Genomic DNA, 16,670 nt, shown 5'->3' with positions numbered 1-16,670 from the left:
AGTGCCACAATGACGAGCAGTGTGTGTCGGGAGGGCGAAGACCGTGGGGTCTGCGCCATCGGCACAGCGAGTGATCCGGCTCGCAAGACATGGTTGTCAGCGACGCCGATAAAGCTTTTCGCGATCGTCAGGCGATGATCGACGAATTTTCGCCGATCCCGCTAGGATACGCCTTTCTACGTTGCTCGTGGGAAAAAAATGGCATTCGGGCAACAATCTGGAGGGCCCCGGCCACCGCTGGGTTCCGCAATGCACAAAAAGTGGCCGGTCGTGGCGCCCGCGCGGGTCTGCCGCGCGCGGATTCACTCGGGGACAACGCGAACATGACGCGCGGTCCGCCCTCAACTATGCTGTAAGTACCCGCAGCCCGCAGGAGGATGACCATGAAAACAGTCGCTCAGATCCTGAAGTCCAAATCGGTCGACACGGTGTACAAGGTGCGCCCGTCCGATTCGGTACTCGATGCCTTGACCCTGATGGCCGAAGCACGCATCGGGGCGGTGCTGGTCAGCGAAGACGATCACACGATCGTCGGCATCTTCACCGAGCGCGATTACGCGCGAAAAGTCGCCCTCATGGGGCGCACCTCAGTCAATACCCCGGTGCGCGACGTCATGACCTCAGCCGTGCGTTACGTCGGCCCCGAGCAGACCAACGACGAATGCATGTCGCTGATGACAGAACATCGCATTCGTCACCTGCCTGTCATGAAAGACGGCGAACTGATGGGCCTGCTTTCCATCGGCGACCTGGTCAAGGCGATCATCACTGAACAGCAGTTCACCATCGACCAGTTGGAGAATTACATCATGGGAGGTGGCGCCGCGCTGGCGGGCCGCACACCGTCGCGGCCGAGCTGACCTGACGATCACGGCAGCGCAATCAGGGATACAGCGCCTCATTCGAGGCGCTTTTTTCGGGTCGCGCCTCAAAATGTCGGCACCCGCCCGCCTGACGCCCCCGCCCGCTCACGGGCAGGCCCGTGGCATCGTCGCCTCGGCGGTCAGGAGCGGCCGCCCCCCTGTTGGATAACGACCTCAAACAGCGCTCAAATCGTAAATCGTTAGTAAGTTCCCACTTTTCGTGACGCATGTGCAGAACATGCCCGCATGCCTCGTCTGGCGAGACGATAATCGATGGGCGCCCCGAAAGGGCGACAATGCGCCTGAAACCGTCGTCGCGGTACGCGCCACGCCATTACAAACGCTTACCTTTTCTTACAGCACAAAGGTCTGCGGAACCCTACATTCCGCGTCGTGGTCGCAATAGACTCACCACAGGGTGCGCAGTGTCACCGCGAACGTCGGTGATGGCGCATTTACCTCACGCTCACGAGGACGAACCAAAATGAACATCAAGACACTTACGGGAATCAGCGCGGCACTGGCCGCCCTCATGCTGGCCGGTTGCGTTGCACCGGGCCCGCAGTATGGGTATCAGCAACAGGGATACCAGCAGGGCTATCAGCAACCGGGGTATCAACAGGGCTATCAGCAGCAGCCGGGCTACCAACAGGGGTATCAGCAGCCGCAACAGCAGCAGATTCCGGGAGCACTGTATGGCCGCGTCGAATCGATCGAGCAAGTGAACGGCGCCAATAACAGCCCGAACATCCTCGGGACGGTGCTCGGCGGCGCGGCGGGCGGCCTGCTCGGCAATACGATGGGCGGCGGGCGTGGGCGCACTGCGACCACCATCGGGGGTGCCGTGATCGGCGCCATCGCCGGGAATCGCATCGAGAACGGCATGGGTCAGCCGAACGTGCTGTACCGCATTACCGTGCGCCTGGACGACGGTCGCGTCGCGACGGTCACGCAAGCGCCGCCGCTGCGCGTTCAGCAGGGCCAGCGGGCCGCCGTCGCGAACGATATGGTGTATCCGTACTGATCGCTCGCGCGTTATAGCAACGGCAATCGCCAAAAACAACGCCCGCCGGTGTCATGCCGGCGGGCGTTGTCGTTTGACCCGCGCGCAATGCTCAATCGTCAGCGGGTGAGGCCGCCTCGATCTCGCGCCGAACGAGAAACAGCCGTGTATCGAACTCGAGTTGACGGTACCGAGGCTCCATAAACTCGCACAGGCGATAGAAGGCCTTGTTGTGGTCGCTTTCCTTGAGGTGCGCGAGTTCGTGCACGACGATCATGCGCAGAAACTCGGGCGGGGCTTCGCGGAACAATGAGGCGACCCGAATCTCCTTCTTGGCCTTGAGCTTTCCACCCTGCACCCGCGAAATCGCCGTGTGCAGCCCCAGCGCATGATGCACGACGTCGATCCTGGCGTCGTAAGCGACTTTGTGGATGGGCGGTGCGCTGCGCAAGTAGTCCTGTTTGATTTGCGCCGTGAAGTCGTACAGCGCGCGGTCCGTCTGCACGGTGTGGCGCTCGGGATAGCGCCGGTCAAGATGCGCGGCCAGCTGGCCCGCGTCGATCAGTTCGCGCACTTGTGCCAGCACGCCCGCCGGATAGGCCGCAATGAAGCGCATGGGGTCCTTCGGCGCGGGACGCCACGGCGTGAGCACGGATGTCATGGGTGGCACACCCCGCCGGCTCGGGCCGCACTGGCGGCACGCACAATGCGGGGCGCAGCGCTCAATGGTGATGGTGATGCGACCATAGCGGGTCCATCGAGTCGACGAACGACGCCACTGCGCTCTTGTCGCCCGTGGCATGACGCATCAACTGACCGCACTTGCACCAGCCCTGATACGGCGTGATGTGCGAACACGCGGTCGTCTTCTGCAGATACAACGTGACCGGCTTGGCGCACTGGGTGCACTTGAACTTGAGAGTGAGGGCAGGTTTGCTCATGAGGAATTCACCACGGCGCGCGTCGACATGGCGTGCGCAAAGCCGGTATTGTACCGGCAACGCCCGCTGATCCCCTGACACCGGGCAACGGCCGCGGCCTGCCGCACACGGCGGCGCACGTCGCCATCTTGCCGCCCTTCGCGAAAGACCGTCCGTAAACGCAAGAAGCCGGATGTCGTGAAAGACAGCCGGCTTCATGATGCGATTTGCCGAATCTGACGCCGGCGGGCGTCGATGTGTCGATGTCACACCGCTGCCGTGAGATGGCGTCCCCTAGGGGATTCGAACCCCTGTACTCACCGTGAAAGGGTGATGTCCTAGGCCTCTAGACGAAGGGGACGTAAACCGTCATTCGTTTGGTGGAGGTAAGCGGGATCGAACCGCTGACCTCTTGCATGCCATGCAAGCGCTCTCCCAGCTGAGCTATACCCCCCGCGCGAAGAGGCGTGACTATAGCGCATTTGATCGCGACCGGCAACTGCTCGACCCCAGCACGGCAGGCGCCCTGGCAGGATGTTGAAGATCGCGCGACGCGGGTAGAATCGGCCGCACGGCGCCCGACTCGGGCGACGCGTGGCGGATGCGGTCGCAGCCGCCGTAGACTCCTGACGGAAGACATTCTCATGAAGAAAGCCGCCGCCCTGGCACTAATGGTCGCCACGAGTTGGGCGCATGCCGAGAAGATCGGCGACGTCGATACCGCGTTCAAGCTCGTGGGGCCGGATCACAAGATTGTCGTCGATGCCTACGACGATCCGAAGGTACATGGCGTGACCTGTTACGTGTCGCGCGCAAAAACCGGTGGACTCAAAGGCCTGGTCGGGCTTGCGGAAGACAAGGCGGAAGCCTCGATTGCCTGTCGTTCGGTCGGGCCGGTGTCGTTCGAAGGGACACTGCCCAAGAAGGAAGAAGTCTTCTCGGAAGGCCTGTCTCCGCTCTTCAAGAAGCTGCGCATCGTGCGCATGGTCGACAAGGCGCGCAACACACTCGTCTATCTCACCTACTCCGACAAGCTCATCGACGGCTCCCCGCAGAACAGCGTGACCGCCGTTCCCGTGGATCGCGCAACGCCGATCCCGATGAAGTGAATGCCCCGCTCGGCGGCTGCGCGACCGGTGTTATCCGCGCAGCAGGCCGAATCGCTTCAACTTTCGATAAAGCGTATTCCGACTCACGCCGAGCTTGCGCGCTGCGGCACTGACCTGCCCCTGACAGGCATCAAGTGTTGTGCGCAACGCCTGGCGTTCCGCCGCTTCCAGGGGCGCCTCCGCCGGCGGGTCGACCGGGGGAAGCCCCGATGCGTCGCGCAATGCGTCCGGCAGGTCGTCCAGCGTGATGACGCCGCGCTCGCTCAGCGCGACCAGCGTTCGAATCACGCTGCGCATCTGACGCACATTGCCGGGCCACGGATACGCGCACAGCCGATCCCGCGCGGCGTCCGTCAGGCCGATGGGACCTTGAGGGCAGGCCTGCGCCAGCAGCGTGTGCATCACGTCGACTTTGTCGTCGCGCTCGCGCAGCGACGGCACGCGAACCTCGAGGCCACTCAACCGATAGAAAAGATCTTCGCGGAACTGCCGCTCGGCAATCCGTTCGGACAGATCTCGGTGCGTTGCACTGAGCACGCGAATATCGAGCGGCACCGGTTCGCCACCGCCGAGCGGCGACACCCTGCGGTCTTCGAGCACGCGCAGCAAACGGGTTTGCATGGCGAACGGCATATCGCCGATTTCGTCGAGAAACAGCGTGCCGCCGTTGGCTTGCCATAGCTTTCCGGCCATCCCTTCCTTGCGCGCCCCGGTAAAGCTGCCGCCCACGTAGCCGAACAGTTCGCTCTCGATCAGCGACTCCGGAATCGCCGCGCAATTCAACGCCACGAACGGGCCGCTGGCCCGTGCGCTTGCCGCATGCACGGCGCGCGCGAAGACTTCCTTGCCGCTGCCGGTCTCACCGCGAATCAGCACCGGCACGTCATGCGCGAAAACGCGGCACGCACGCGAAAATTCACGCGCCAGCACCGGATCGGAAAACGGCTCGACCGCCACCTCATGCGGCACGCTCACCGCACGCGTTGCCCGGCGCGCCGCACGCAACGGCGAACGCACCATCGCCACCAGCGCCTCGCCCGTATGCGTCCGAATCGGCCAGCACGCACTCGGCGCCGGATGCGCTTGCGCGAGCAGGGTGTCGAGCGCTTGCGCGAACCATCGATCCACGCGCGTGCCCACCAGCGCGTCGCGCGTCGCGCCGAGGCGATTCAGTGCGCTCTGATTGGCAGCGAGAATATGGCCGGCGTCGTCGAACGCAAGCAATGCTTGCGCGAAGTCACCCAAATGGTCGCCAGGTTCCTGCAACTGCAGCAGCCACTCGTCGCGATAGTGCTGGAAAAAATAGTCGCGCTCCACGACTTTGGCCGACAGGTTCACGAGCGCCAGCGTATGAAACTGGCTTTGCCGGGTCTCATCGGCGCTCGTCGACGAGACATCGATCACGGCAAGCAAGTCCCCTTGCGGCGCGAAGACAGGACTTGCCGTACAGGTGAGCGGCGTGTGCAGCGCGCGGAAGTGATCTTGCTGGCAGATGATGACGGGCGCACGCTCGACCACGCAGGTGCCGATGCCGTTGGTCCCTTCGCACGACTCGCTCCAGTCGGCGCCCGGCCACAAGCCTGCGCGGTGGAAGTCGTCGCGCGTGTCGTCGTGCAGCCGGGAGTCGAGGATCACGCCGTCAGGGGCCGTGAGCAGCACGGCCTGGCGCGGATTCATCAACTGACGCTGCAAACGCTCGAGCACCGGCATGGAGACATGACACAGCCGCTCCATCGCGCTGCGCCGCTCACGCAGTTGCGACGACGCCAACACCCGCGGCGTCATGCGCGCCCCCGGATCGAGCGCGTAGGTGTCGAGACATCGGCGCCATGAACTCGCGATGTTCGGGTCCGTCGCCGTCGCGACGGACGACAGGTGACCTTGTACGACATCCTGCACACGACGCGCGTGCGCGGATTCTGTCTTGGCTGGCATTGGTCGTCTCCCCCGTGCCGGATGATCTCGTAGTCGTTCCCGAAGCATGTCCCATGCCGGAGGCGATTGCAATGCGGTATGTCAATCGATGGCCATTGGGCGATTGCCTGTCATGAGGATGAGACAACCGTGTCATGGCACGAGACAACCCTGTCTCGGATTCGGCACACATCGCCCGTTGTCGAACCGGCGTCTGGCCCGTGAATCGGCGACCGGCCCCGGGTGGCCCGCGACTTGCTTATTGCCCTGTGTGGCCGCCGCGCCACCGACACGACAATTATCCGGAGACACACCATGCGATACGCCCCGCCCGGCACCCCCGGTGCCCTGCTGACTTTGCAGACGCGCTACGAGAACTACATCGGCGGCAAGTTCGTTCCGCCCGTGGAAGGCCGTTATTTCACCAACACATCGCCCGTCACCGGCGGTGTTATCGGAGAGTTCCCACGCTCCAACGGGGCGGATATCGAGCTGGCGCTCGATGCGGCACACGCGGCGGCGCCCAAATGGGGGAAGACGTCGGTGCAGGCGCGCTCGCGCATTCTGTTGCAGATTGCCGACCGGCTCGAAGCGCACCTCGAACGGTTCGCCGTGGCGGAGACGTGGGACAACGGCAAGCCGGTGCGCGAGACGCTCGCGGCGGATCTGCCGCTGGCGATCGATCACTTCCGCTACTTCGCCGGTTGCATTCGCGCGCAGGAGGGCACCGCCGCCGAGATCGACGAGCACACGGCCGCGTATCACTTTCATGAGCCATTGGGTGTCGTCGGACAGATCATTCCCTGGAATTTCCCGCTGTTGATGGCTGCGTGGAAGCTCGCGCCGGCGCTCGCGGCCGGAAACTGCGTCGTGCTCAAGCCTGCCGAGCAGACGCCGCTCTCGATCACGCTGTTCGCCGAGCTGGTCGGCGATCTGCTGCCGCCCGGCGTGCTCAACGTCGTGCAGGGCTTCGGCAAGGAAGCCGGGGAAGCGCTGGCGACGAGCCGTCGCATCGCGAAAATCGCGTTCACCGGGTCGACGCCGGTCGGTGGCCACATTCTGTCGATGGCGGCGGCCAACCTGATCCCGAGCACGGTCGAGCTGGGCGGCAAGTCGCCGAATATCTTCTTCGACGACATCATGCACGGCGAGCCGGCGTTCATCGAGAAGGCGGCCGAAGGTCTCGTGCTGGGCTTCCTGAATCAGGGCGAGGTGTGCACGTGTCCGTCGCGGGCACTCGTGCAGGAATCGATCTACGAGCCCTTCATGGAAGTGGTGATGGCGCGGGTGGCGCGCATCAAGCGCGGCGATCCGCTCGATACCGACACGGCCGTCGGCGCGCAGGCGTCGCAGCAGCAGTACGACAAGATCCTCACGTATCTCGATCTCGCCCGCAAGGAAGGCGCACAGGTGTTGACGGGCGGGGGCATCGAAGCGCTGGGCGGACCGCTGGCGTCGGGCTTTTACATTCAGCCGACGTTGCTCAAGGGCGATAACCGCATGCGCGTATTCCAGGAAGAGATCTTCGGCCCGGTCGTTGGGGTGACCACGTTCCGGGACGAAGCGGAAGCGTTGGCGATCGCGAACGACACCGAGTTCGGCTTGGGCGCCGGGGTCTGGACACGCGACATCAATCGCGCGTATCGCATGGGCCGCGGCATTCAGGCCGGACGCGTGTGGACCAACTGCTACCACCTCTATCCGGCGCACGCCGCGTTCGGCGGGTACAAGAAGTCCGGTATCGGCCGCGAGACGCACAAGATGATGCTCGATCACTATCAGCAAACGAAGAATCTGCTGGTGAGCTACGACGTCAATCCGCTCGGCTTCTTCTGAGTCATCGGGCGATGTGCGACGCATGGCGCGCTGACCCGCGCGCCATGCGATGAGCCGGCAGAACGGGCAGCGATCGAGGCGCCGCTGTGCCGGACGCTCAAGGGATTGCAGGCATCGACGACGCTGGCGACACGGGGCGTTGGCCGAGATTGTTGCGTGCTAACATTCTCATTTTCGTTGCCAGCCAATAGCTATGAAGCGCGCGGTGAAATCTGAGAGTCCGGGGTCTGTCGCGGCGGCGCCCGCCGCCGACGGCCGGCGCAAGTACGATGCCGAACAGACCAAGCAGAACATTCTGGATATCGCGACGCACGAGTTTTCCACGATGGGTCTGTCGGGCGCGCGCGTCGATGCGATCGCCGAGCGCACGCACACGACCAAGCGCATGATCTATTACTACTTCGAGAGCAAGGAGAAGCTGTATGAAGCCGTGCTCGAGAAGGTGTACAGCGACATCCGCGTACTCGAGCAGGCACTGAACGTCGATGCCATGGATCCCGCCGAGGGCATGCGCACACTGGTCGAGTTCGCGTTTGATTACCACGATAAGCATCGCGACTTCGTGCGCCTCGTGGCCATCGAAAACATTCATCAGGCGAAGTACGTCGAGCAACTCAAGACGTTCAAGAACCGCAACGCCACCATCATCAACACGCTGGAATCGTTGCTCGCGCGCGGCACCGCGTCCGGCGAGTTCCGCGCGGGCATCGACGCGGTCGACCTGCACCTCATCATCAGCTCGTTCTGCTTCCATCGCATTTCGAACCGCTACACATGGGCGGCGGCCTTCGGGCGAGACCCGTCTCACGCGCGCTTGCGCACGCAGCATCGCGACACGCTCGTCGACGTCGTGCAGCGTTACGTCGCCGCCTGAGCGGTAGCATCGCGCGTACAGTTAATCGCCCGGCCATCGCGCGAATCACACGACGCCAATTGCGCACTCGCTCGATTCGATCCGTGGTCGAAGACATGCGAAACGCCCCGGACGCCTTGACGGCGTGCCGGGGCGTTTCATTGGCGTGCCACGTCGATCAGCTTGCCAGATCGATCCGCTTGATGTCCCCCACCACGAAGATATAGGACAGCGCGCCGATGATCGCGATGGCGCCGATGAGCGTGAGCGCCCAGACGAACGATCCGGTTGCGGCGACGATGAAGCCGATCACGAGCGGCGTCACGATACCGGCGAGGTTCGCCGCGAAGTTGAAGATACCGCCCGTCAGGCCCAACAGGTGCTTCGGCGCGATGTCCGAGACCAGCGTCCAGCCCAGCGCCGCCATGCCTTGCGCGAAGAACGCTACCGACAGAATCGCGATGACGACGGCATTGTTGTCGACATAGTTCGCCGCCACGATGCTCGATGCGCCCAGCAACCCTGCGATGATCGGCAGCTTGCGGGCCACGTTGGCCGAGAGGCCACGACGCAGCAACCAGTCGGACAGCGAGCCGCCGAACATCACCCCCACCGATGCCGCGATGAACGGCAGGATGGCGAAGAAGCCGATCTTGAGCCAGCCCATGTGACGCTCGGTCGCCAGGTACGTCGGGAACCAGGTGAGGAAGAACACGAGCGTCGAGTTGCCCGCGAACTGGCCGATACAGATGCCGAGCAACTGGCGGCGACGAATCAGCTGACCGACCGTATTCCAACTGAACGGCTGCCGTTCGACGGCAACCGCCGGCGTGGCCGCTTCATCGCCGCGAATGTAGGCCAGCTCGGCGGCGTTGGCCCCCGGGTGATCCTGCGGGTCACGGTAGAAACGCCACCACACCAGCCCGAACAACACCCCCGCTACACCCACGGTGATGAACAACACGCGCCAGCCGAAGGCGCCCGTGATGGCGAAGAGCACCGGCGAGAAGAACGCCAGGCCGATGTATTCGCCAACGGTATAGGTGCCGGTCGCCATCGCGCGCTCGGTCTGCGGGAACCATGTGGCAACGACGCGGCTGTTGACCGGGAAGCAAGGCGCTTCGACCAGCCCCAGTCCGAGCCGGCAGGCGATCAGCCCCGACAGTCCGGTGACGAGGCCATGCGCGAGCGTGCAGATCGACCAGAGCGTCATCGCCAGGTAGTACGTAATCTTGCTGCCGAAGCGGTCGAGGAACATGCCGCCCGGTACCTGCGCGAGCACATAACTCCACGAGAACATCGAGAACACGATGCCCATGACGGCGGCCGACAGCCCCAACTCCTTGGTCAGCTGCGGTGCGGCAACGCCCAGCACCGTGCGATCGAGGTAATTGATCATGGTGCCGATCGCCAGCAGCGCGAGAATCTTGTAGCGCGCGTTGGTTCGTTTCGTACCGGCCGCCACGTTCGGGCCGCCCTTCGCTCGTGCTTCTACGCCTTGAGATCCGGCGCTTTGTGATGGGTAAGACATGTCTCCTCCTAGGGAAAGGGTATCAGCTCGACAGCAGACTTCGGAAGTGATTGAGCATTCGATCGGGATCCGGCGCCATCCGCGTAAAGATCTCGTAGGCATCCACCGCCTGGAAGACGGCCATGCCGCCGCCGTTGAGCGTGCGGCAGCCCACCGACCGGGCGGTACGGATCAGTTCGGTTTCCAGCGGGAAATACACAATGTCGGCCACCCACATCGCGGCGCGCAGCAACGTCGCCGGAATCGGCATGCCCGGTAGCTTGGTCATGCCGGTGGGGGTCGCGTGGATCACGCCGTCGGCCGCGTCCAGCGCCTGTGCAATGCTGGTGACGGCCAGCACGCGCGCCTTCGGGAAGCGCCCCGCGAGATCCTGCGCAAGGTGGTTGGCCTTCGCGGCGTCGACATCGAACACTCGCAGCTCCTGCGCGCCAAGCTTCATGGCGGCATGACCGACGGCGCAACCCGCGCCACCGGCGCCGATCAGCGCCACGCGCGCCATCGCCACGTCGCCCGGCATGCCTTCGCGGAATGCACGGTAGAAGCCCGACCAGTCGGTGTTGTGGCCGATCCGGCGCCCGCCTCGCAACACCACCGTGTTCACGGCACCGAGCGCTTTCGCGTCTTCGGACAACTCGTCGAGCTGCGCGATGATGGCCTGCTTGTACGGATACGTGACGTTGAAGCCATCGTAGCCCGCCGCCTCCAGCGCCTTCACCGTGGCCGGCAGGTCCGCGGCGCCGCGCCCGAGTTCCGCCATATCGATACGGCGATAGACATACGACACGCCCATGCGGCGCGCCTCCTCCTCGTGCATGGCCGGGGACATCGAGGCACCGATGCCGTCGCCGATGAGGCCGATGAGCCACGACTTCGGCTCGACTCGCAGATCGTTCTTCATACTCACTCCGTCGCGTCGCCCAGCAGCTTGGCCAGGTAGCGCAAGCCATACTCGTAACCGTCGGAGCCCGCGCCGCAAATCACGCAGCGCGCCACCGCGGACACATAGGAACGATGGCGAAACGCCTCGCGCTGGTGCACGTTCGAGAGATGCACCTCCACGACAGGCAGATCGGATGCGCGCAACGCGTCGCCAATGGCGACCGACGTATGCGTGTAGGCGGCGGGGTTGATCACGATACCGTGCGCTTCGACACGGGCCTGATGAATCCAGTCGATGATCTGGTGCTCGGCGTTGGATTGATGGAAACGAATGTCCACGCCCAGTGCGTCGCCGACGCGACGGCATTTCGCCTCGATATCGGCAAGCGTCTCCGAGCCGTAGATGGTCGGCTCACGCGTTCCCAACATGTTCAGATTTGGCCCGTTCAGCACCCATACCGACGGCCTCATTCCATTCGACATCCCTTCACTCCTCTTCACGTTACCTGCTGGCGCGACACCCTCCGGCACTCAGAGGGGAGGGTCGAGGCGGGTCGCCATTCGGCGGCACAGCACCGATTCACGCTCATCAGGCCACCGATTCTGAGAACAAAAACGTCGGGCGTCATCTGGGGTTAACTATAATTTTAACCATCTAGTTAGTTACTATAATTTGCCTCACAACCGTTACATCAATTGAATTACCTTTAGTTATGCATGATCTAACTGGTGGGTATAACCAGTCATCGATCATCGAATCATGTAGCTTTCAGCCCCGCCATGGGGCGATCGGATCGCACCGCGCATGAAGACATCCATTGCCACCGTATCGCTGTCGGGCATGCTTCCGAGCAAGCTGACGGCCATTGCCGCCGCCGGCTTCGACGGCTTCGAACTGTTCGAGAACGACCTGCTGTACTTCGACGGCGCACCCAGGACGGTGCGCTCGATGGCCAGCGATCTCGGGCTTGCGATTTTTCTGTATCAGCCGTTTCGCGACTTCGAAGGCGTGTCGCCGACCCAGTTGGATCAGAACCTCGAGCGGGCGCGGCGCAAGTTCGACGTGATGCACGCGCTCGGGGTCGACACGATGCTGGTGTGCAGCAATGTGTCGCCGAACGTGATTCGGGACGATCGCCTGGCGATCGATCAGCTTGGCGCGCTTGCGGAACTCGCCCGTCAGGCCGGCATCGTCATCGCCTACGAGGCGCTTGCCTGGGGCGCCCATGTCAACTCGTATCGCCACGCCTGGCAGTACGTGAAGGCGGTGAACAGCCCGCACCTCGGGCTCGGGCTCGACAGCTTCCACACCTTGTCCATCAGTGACGACCTCGCCGACCTGGCATCGATCCCCGGCGAGAAGCTGGCCTTCCTACAGGTCGCCGACGCGCCGCTGCGCAAGATGGACGTGCTCGAATGGAGCCGCCATTACCGCTGCTTCCCCGGCCAGGGCGACCTCGATGTGACGCGCTTCGTTGCCACCGCGCTGGCGGCAGGCTATCGGGGTCCGCTGTCGCTGGAGATTTTCAACGACGGATTCCGGGCTGCCCCGGCCGAGTCGACCGCCAAGGATGGCATTCGCTCGCTGCGCTATCTCGAATCCCAGGTGCGCGATGTGCTGGTCGACGACAAGGCGACGCGCGGACTCGACACGCTGACGAGCCTGCCCCCGGCCCCGGCGGCCATCGACCTTCAGTTCCTGGAATTTGCGGTGGATGCGAACGCGCGCGCCACGCTCACGACGTGGCTCGAAAAGCTCGGCTTCCTGCGCATGGGCCGCCATCGCTCCAAGGATGTCACGCTGTTTCAGCACGGCCGCGCGTCCATCATCCTCAACGCCGAGTCCGATTCGTTCGCCAGTGCGTTCTTCATGCACCACGGCGTATCGCTGTGCGCATCGGCCTTTCGCGTGCCGTCGGCGCACGACACCGTGACGCGTGCGACGCAAGTCGGCTACGCGCGCTTCGAAGGACGCGTGGGACCGAACGAGCGCAATGTGCCCGCCGTGCTCGCCCCTGACCAGAGCCTCTTCTATCTCGTCGACGAGTTGCCCGATGCGCCGACACTGTTCGAGTCCGACTTCCATCTCACAGACATCGACGGGCCGACCCAGACCGGCCCGATCACGGCGGTCGATCACGTTGCGCTGTCGGTGCCGGGCGGCTCGCTCGAACGTTGGGCGCTGTTCTTCCGGTCGGTGTTCGGATTCCAGGCGGAGCATAGCGTCGTGTTGCACGATCCTTACGGGCAGATCCAGAGCCAGGCGATCCGCAGCCATGACGGATCGGTGCGCATTGTGCTCAACGCGTCGGTCGATCCGCGCACGATCCACTCGGAGACGATTTCCGCTTACAAGGGCTCCGGGCTGAACCACGTGGCGTTCCGCACCGACGATATCGCCCTGGCGGTTCGTCGATTGGAAGGCGACGGCGTGCCGATCCTGCGAATTCCGCAAAGCTATTACAACGACATTGCCGCGCGCTTCGGCCTGAACGAGGCGTTCGTCGACACCCTGCGCAAGCACAACATTCTGTTCGACCGTGATGCGAGCGGCGGCGAGTTCCTGCACGCCTATACGGCGCAAGTCGATCACCGCTTCTTCTTCGAACTGGTCGAGCGGCGCGGCGGCTATGACGGCTACGGCGCCCCCAATGCGTCCGTGCGGTTGGCCGCGCAGTCGGCACTGCGTAGCTGAGTGCGGCGTCGCGCAATCACTGGGTTCCAGAAAAACAAGCACCACCCACGTCAATCACCAAGAAGGAGACACACATGAGGAATGCACGTCAGTGCAGGCGCGCGGTCGCACTTGCGGCCGGGATGACGATTGCCGGCGCGGCCGCCGCGCAATCGAACGTCACGCTTTACGGGATGGTCGACAGCGCGGTCACCTACGTAAACAACCAAAACGGCGCGTCGAACGTCTATCTGCGGCAGGGCAATCTTTACGCATCGAAGTGGGGCCTGCGCGGACGCGAGGATCTGGGCGGCGGCACCGCGGCAATCTTCGACGTGCAGGCCGGCTTCGACCTGAACACGGGCGCAGCCGCGAGCGCCGGTCAGTTATTCAATCGTCAGGCATTCGTCGGCCTGCAGGACAACAAGTTCGGCACGGCGACGATCGGTCGTCAGTACACGCCGTATTACCAGTTCGTCGGCCCGCTCACGGGCAGCAACCTGCTGACGGGCGCTACCGGCGCGCATCCAGGCGATATCGACGGCCTCGACACGACGATCCGCATCAACAACTCGATTGTCTACACGACGCCAACGTATGCGGGCCTGCAAGCCAGCGTGATGTATGCGTTCGGCGGTCAGGCGGGCAGCACAGGCAAGGGCAGCACGATCAGCGCGGCCTTGCGTTACGACAATGGGCCGGTGTCCGTCGGTGCGGGGTATTTGCGCCTGAACAATGCGGCCACGACGACCGGGTTCGACAGTGCGTCGACGGGCTCTTTCGGCACGTCCGTGTTGAACCAGGGATATGTCAGCGCGCGGGCATTGGAGCAGTGGGCGGCGGCGGGCAACTATTCGTTCGGCAACTTCGTTCTCGGCGCGAACATCTCGCACGTCACATATCTGCCGGGCAGCCGTTCGATCTTCACCGACTCGGCGATCTTCAATACGGTGGGCGTGCTGGGCGTGTACAAGCTCACGCCGGCCTTCGACGTCGGCGCGGGCTATTCGTACACCGCCGCGACGAGTGCGAACGGCGTGACCGACAGCGCGCGTTATCATCAGTTTTCGCTGCGTGAGTACTACCGGTTGTCGAAGCGCACGGTGCTGTATGCGCTTCAGGCCTATCAGCACGCGAGCGGGCAGACGCTGGGCAAGAACGGGGCGGGGAACATCATCGCCGCCTCGCCGGCCGTCGGCGACTCGCAGAACCTGACCGGGTCGAGCACGTCCGGCCAGTTCGTCGGCATGCTGGGCATGGCCGTCATTTTCTGATCGTATTGCAACGTCCCCTGCGATACGTTGGAAGCAGCCTCGCCGGCATGGCTGCCGGCGGGGCTTTCGCACGTTCCGGCATCGAACGATCGTGGTTCGGCTGGCGCGGCTACGCGCCGATCTCAAGGAGTGCCATCTTTTTGTACAATGTGGCGCGCCCGATACCCAATCGCGCGGCAGCCTCCGCGACCCGCCCGCCTGCGGCACGCAACGCGTCGATCAGCAACTGTCGCTCGAACGCTTTCATCGCCTCGTCGTATCGCGGCACGTCAGCCGCGCCCGGATCGCCGCTCGCCTGACCGACGACCGCCTCCGCATCCGCCGCCCCATCGGGTTCGCTTTGCGCGCCGACGCCGTCGCCAATGAAGCGAGCCAATGAACGCGCGTCGATGCGCCCGCTCTCCGAGAGCAATGCCACGCGCTCGAGCGTGTTGTGCAATTCACGCACATTCCCCGGCCAGCGATAGGCCCTGAGTCGGCCGATGGCGTCTTCGTTCAATTCCAGATGCCCCGCATCACGGCGCGAACTCAATTTATCCAGAATCGCATATGACATGGCCTCGATGTCCGACGCACGCTCGCGCAGCGGCGGAACCCGAATCATCAACACGTTGAGGCGATAGTACAGATCGGCCCGGAACTTCCCTTGCGCGACCAGGTTCGGCAAATCCGCCGACGTGGCGGCGATGATGCGCACGTCCGTCTGGACGACACGGTTCGACCCTATCGGCTCGAATTCGCGCTCTTGCAAGACCCGCAACAGTTTGCCTTGCAGGGATAGCGGCATGTCGCCAATTTCGTCAAGGAAGAGTGTTCCGCCGTGTGCCAGTTCAAACTTGCCCGTTCGGCCTTTACGGTCCGCTCCGGTATAGGCACCGGCCGCTGCGCCGAAGAACTCCACTTCGAGCAGCGCATCGGGAATCGCGGCGACATTGACCGTGACCAGCGGCTTGTCTGCGCGCATGGATTCGCCATGAATCGCATGGGCCAGCAACTCCTTGCCGGTCCCGGTTTCCCCAAGCAGCAACACCGGCGAATCGAGCTGAGCGGCGCGACGCCCGAGGCGCTTGGTCTCCAGGCTTGCCGCACTGGTGCCGACAAAACTCGAAAAGCTGTATTTCGCCCGCCGCGCCTGCGCCAACGACTGGCGCGTCGCAAGGAGCTCCGACTGCAGTCGCGAGTATTTGCTGAACATCGGCGTCAGCGCCTTCAGCTCGTCGAATAACGCGAATCCCACGGCGCCAATGGTTCCACCGCGCGAATCCCGAATCGGAAGCCGCGTGACCACCAGCGGCTCCTGCCCGGTCTCCAGAATATCGAGCAGGATTGGCCTGCCCGTCGCCACAACTTCGCGCATCAAACTATTGGGAATCACGGTTTCGCAATCCAGACCGATCACTTCGTCGGGATTGGTGAATCCGAAGCGAGCGGCGTAACTGCGATTGATCCAGACAATCCGCGCATCGCTGTCGACGACCACGGTGCCCTCGCTGGAATTGTCCAGCGTCTCGAACAGCGACTGCATGGCGTGCTTGCGAACGAATCCGTAATCGGAAAGCAAGCCTCTCGCCTTGCCTAGCGTGACGGTGTCCGGCGTTTTGTCATCAGTCATCTCGAAATCGCCATTTGTCCATATTTCGAGACGATTATTCCACAAACTGAGACGCCGGCTCTATCCGTGAAAACGCCTTCTCAACACTGATTTGTTGGGAATTTTGGGTATTGCAGCCCAAGCAACGCTCACCGGCCGTCTCCAAATCGAGACAATCCAACTCCTTTCTGCCGCGCTTCGCTGTTCGTTTCGTCGGTCACTG

The 16,670-nt window shown here is 63.4% G+C and carries 14 protein-coding genes and 2 tRNA genes; 7 read left to right on the top strand and 9 right to left on the bottom strand.

Annotated features, from left to right (window positions below; all coding sequences use genetic code 11):
* Nucleotides 1–383: 383 nt before the first annotated feature.
* Nucleotides 384–860, top strand: coding sequence for a CBS domain-containing protein (locus PanNE5_RS09585; RefSeq protein WP_017234637.1), 477 nt, complete (start codon nucleotides 384–386; stop codon nucleotides 858–860).
* 487 nt (nucleotides 861–1,347) lie between these two features.
* Nucleotides 1,348–1,887: a glycine zipper 2TM domain-containing protein gene (locus tag PanNE5_RS09580; protein ID WP_017234636.1), complete on the top strand. Its 540-nt coding sequence runs from the start codon at nucleotides 1,348–1,350 to the stop codon at nucleotides 1,885–1,887.
* A 91-nt stretch (nucleotides 1,888–1,978) separates the two neighbouring features.
* Here PanNE5_RS09580 and PanNE5_RS09575 read toward each other — a convergent pair whose 3' ends face one another.
* The 4 genes from PanNE5_RS09575 to PanNE5_RS09560 all read right to left on the bottom strand — a co-directional run bounded on the left by PanNE5_RS09575 (nucleotide 1,979) and on the right by PanNE5_RS09560 (nucleotide 3,240).
* Complete coding sequence (locus tag PanNE5_RS09575; protein ID WP_026132079.1) at nucleotides 1,979–2,482, bottom strand: M48 family metallopeptidase; 504 nt, start codon at nucleotides 2,480–2,482, stop codon at nucleotides 1,979–1,981.
* 106 nt (nucleotides 2,483–2,588) lie between these two features.
* Nucleotides 2,589–2,807 (bottom strand): hypothetical protein, encoded by a 219-nt coding sequence (locus PanNE5_RS09570; RefSeq protein ID WP_017234634.1) that lies wholly within the window; start codon nucleotides 2,805–2,807, stop codon nucleotides 2,589–2,591.
* Between the two features lie 264 nt (nucleotides 2,808–3,071).
* Nucleotides 3,072–3,147 (bottom strand) — tRNA-Glu (locus PanNE5_RS09565).
* A 17-nt stretch (nucleotides 3,148–3,164) separates the two neighbouring features.
* Nucleotides 3,165–3,240 (bottom strand) — tRNA-Ala (locus PanNE5_RS09560).
* Nucleotides 3,241–3,430: 190 nt separating this feature from the next.
* On the opposite strand from PanNE5_RS09560, the gene PanNE5_RS09555 reads away from it, so the two are divergent.
* Nucleotides 3,431–3,895, top strand: coding sequence for a CreA family protein (locus PanNE5_RS09555; RefSeq protein ID WP_017234632.1), 465 nt, complete (start codon nucleotides 3,431–3,433; stop codon nucleotides 3,893–3,895).
* A 30-nt stretch (nucleotides 3,896–3,925) separates the two neighbouring features.
* On the opposite strand, the gene PanNE5_RS09550 is transcribed toward PanNE5_RS09555, so the two are convergent.
* Nucleotides 3,926–5,830 (bottom strand): sigma-54-dependent Fis family transcriptional regulator, encoded by a 1,905-nt coding sequence (locus tag PanNE5_RS09550; RefSeq protein ID WP_017234631.1) that lies wholly within the window; start codon nucleotides 5,828–5,830, stop codon nucleotides 3,926–3,928.
* 294 nt (nucleotides 5,831–6,124) lie between these two features.
* Here PanNE5_RS09550 and PanNE5_RS09545 point away from each other — a divergent pair, with 294 nt between their 5' ends.
* Both PanNE5_RS09545 and PanNE5_RS09540 read left to right on the top strand, forming a co-directional pair.
* Complete coding sequence (locus PanNE5_RS09545) at nucleotides 6,125–7,645, top strand: aldehyde dehydrogenase family protein (protein WP_017234630.1); 1,521 nt, start codon at nucleotides 6,125–6,127, stop codon at nucleotides 7,643–7,645.
* Nucleotides 7,646–7,838: 193 nt separating this feature from the next.
* The gene (locus PanNE5_RS09540) at nucleotides 7,839–8,519 is read left to right on the top strand and encodes a TetR family transcriptional regulator (protein WP_017234629.1); all 681 of its coding nucleotides are present in this window, start codon (nucleotides 7,839–7,841) and stop codon (nucleotides 8,517–8,519) included.
* Nucleotides 8,520–8,676: 157 nt separating this feature from the next.
* Here the strand turns inward: PanNE5_RS09540 and PanNE5_RS09535 are convergent, their stop codons facing one another.
* From PanNE5_RS09535 to aroQ, 3 genes are read right to left on the bottom strand one after another with little or no spacing between them, the layout of a single operon-like run.
* Nucleotides 8,677–10,029 carry an MFS transporter gene (locus PanNE5_RS09535; protein WP_026132078.1) on the bottom strand — a complete coding sequence of 451 codons (1,353 nt, stop codon included), beginning with the start codon at nucleotides 10,027–10,029 and terminating at the stop codon, nucleotides 8,677–8,679.
* Nucleotides 10,030–10,051: 22 nt separating this feature from the next.
* On the bottom strand, nucleotides 10,052–10,927 hold the full coding sequence (locus tag PanNE5_RS09530) for a shikimate dehydrogenase (protein WP_017234627.1): 876 nt from the start codon (nucleotides 10,925–10,927) through the stop codon (nucleotides 10,052–10,054).
* Nucleotides 10,928–10,929: 2 nt separating this feature from the next.
* The gene (aroQ, locus tag PanNE5_RS09525) at nucleotides 10,930–11,391 is read right to left on the bottom strand and encodes a type II 3-dehydroquinate dehydratase (protein ID WP_017234626.1); all 462 of its coding nucleotides are present in this window, start codon (nucleotides 11,389–11,391) and stop codon (nucleotides 10,930–10,932) included.
* Between the two features lie 322 nt (nucleotides 11,392–11,713).
* Here aroQ and PanNE5_RS09520 point away from each other — a divergent pair, with 322 nt between their 5' ends.
* Together PanNE5_RS09520 and PanNE5_RS09515 are read left to right on the top strand one after the other, a co-directional pair.
* Entirely contained in the window at nucleotides 11,714–13,603 is a 1,890-nt protein-coding gene (locus PanNE5_RS09520; RefSeq protein WP_261939671.1) for a bifunctional sugar phosphate isomerase/epimerase/4-hydroxyphenylpyruvate dioxygenase family protein, read from the top strand.
* 74 nt (nucleotides 13,604–13,677) lie between these two features.
* Nucleotides 13,678–14,856, top strand: a complete 1,179-nt coding sequence (locus PanNE5_RS09515) for a porin (protein WP_286798282.1) — start codon at nucleotides 13,678–13,680, stop codon at nucleotides 14,854–14,856.
* A gap of 109 nt (nucleotides 14,857–14,965) precedes the next feature.
* On the opposite strand, the gene PanNE5_RS09510 is transcribed toward PanNE5_RS09515, so the two are convergent.
* Nucleotides 14,966–16,468, bottom strand: coding sequence for a sigma-54 interaction domain-containing protein (locus PanNE5_RS09510; protein WP_261939670.1), 1,503 nt, complete (start codon nucleotides 16,466–16,468; stop codon nucleotides 14,966–14,968).
* Nucleotides 16,469–16,670 lie beyond the last annotated feature (202 nt).

The sequence above is a fragment of the Pandoraea sp. NE5 genome, from assembly GCF_024363545.1.
Lineage (GTDB): Bacteria > Pseudomonadota > Gammaproteobacteria > Burkholderiales > Burkholderiaceae > Pandoraea > Pandoraea cepalis.
This window is presented reverse-complemented; position numbering and strand designations above follow the sequence as displayed.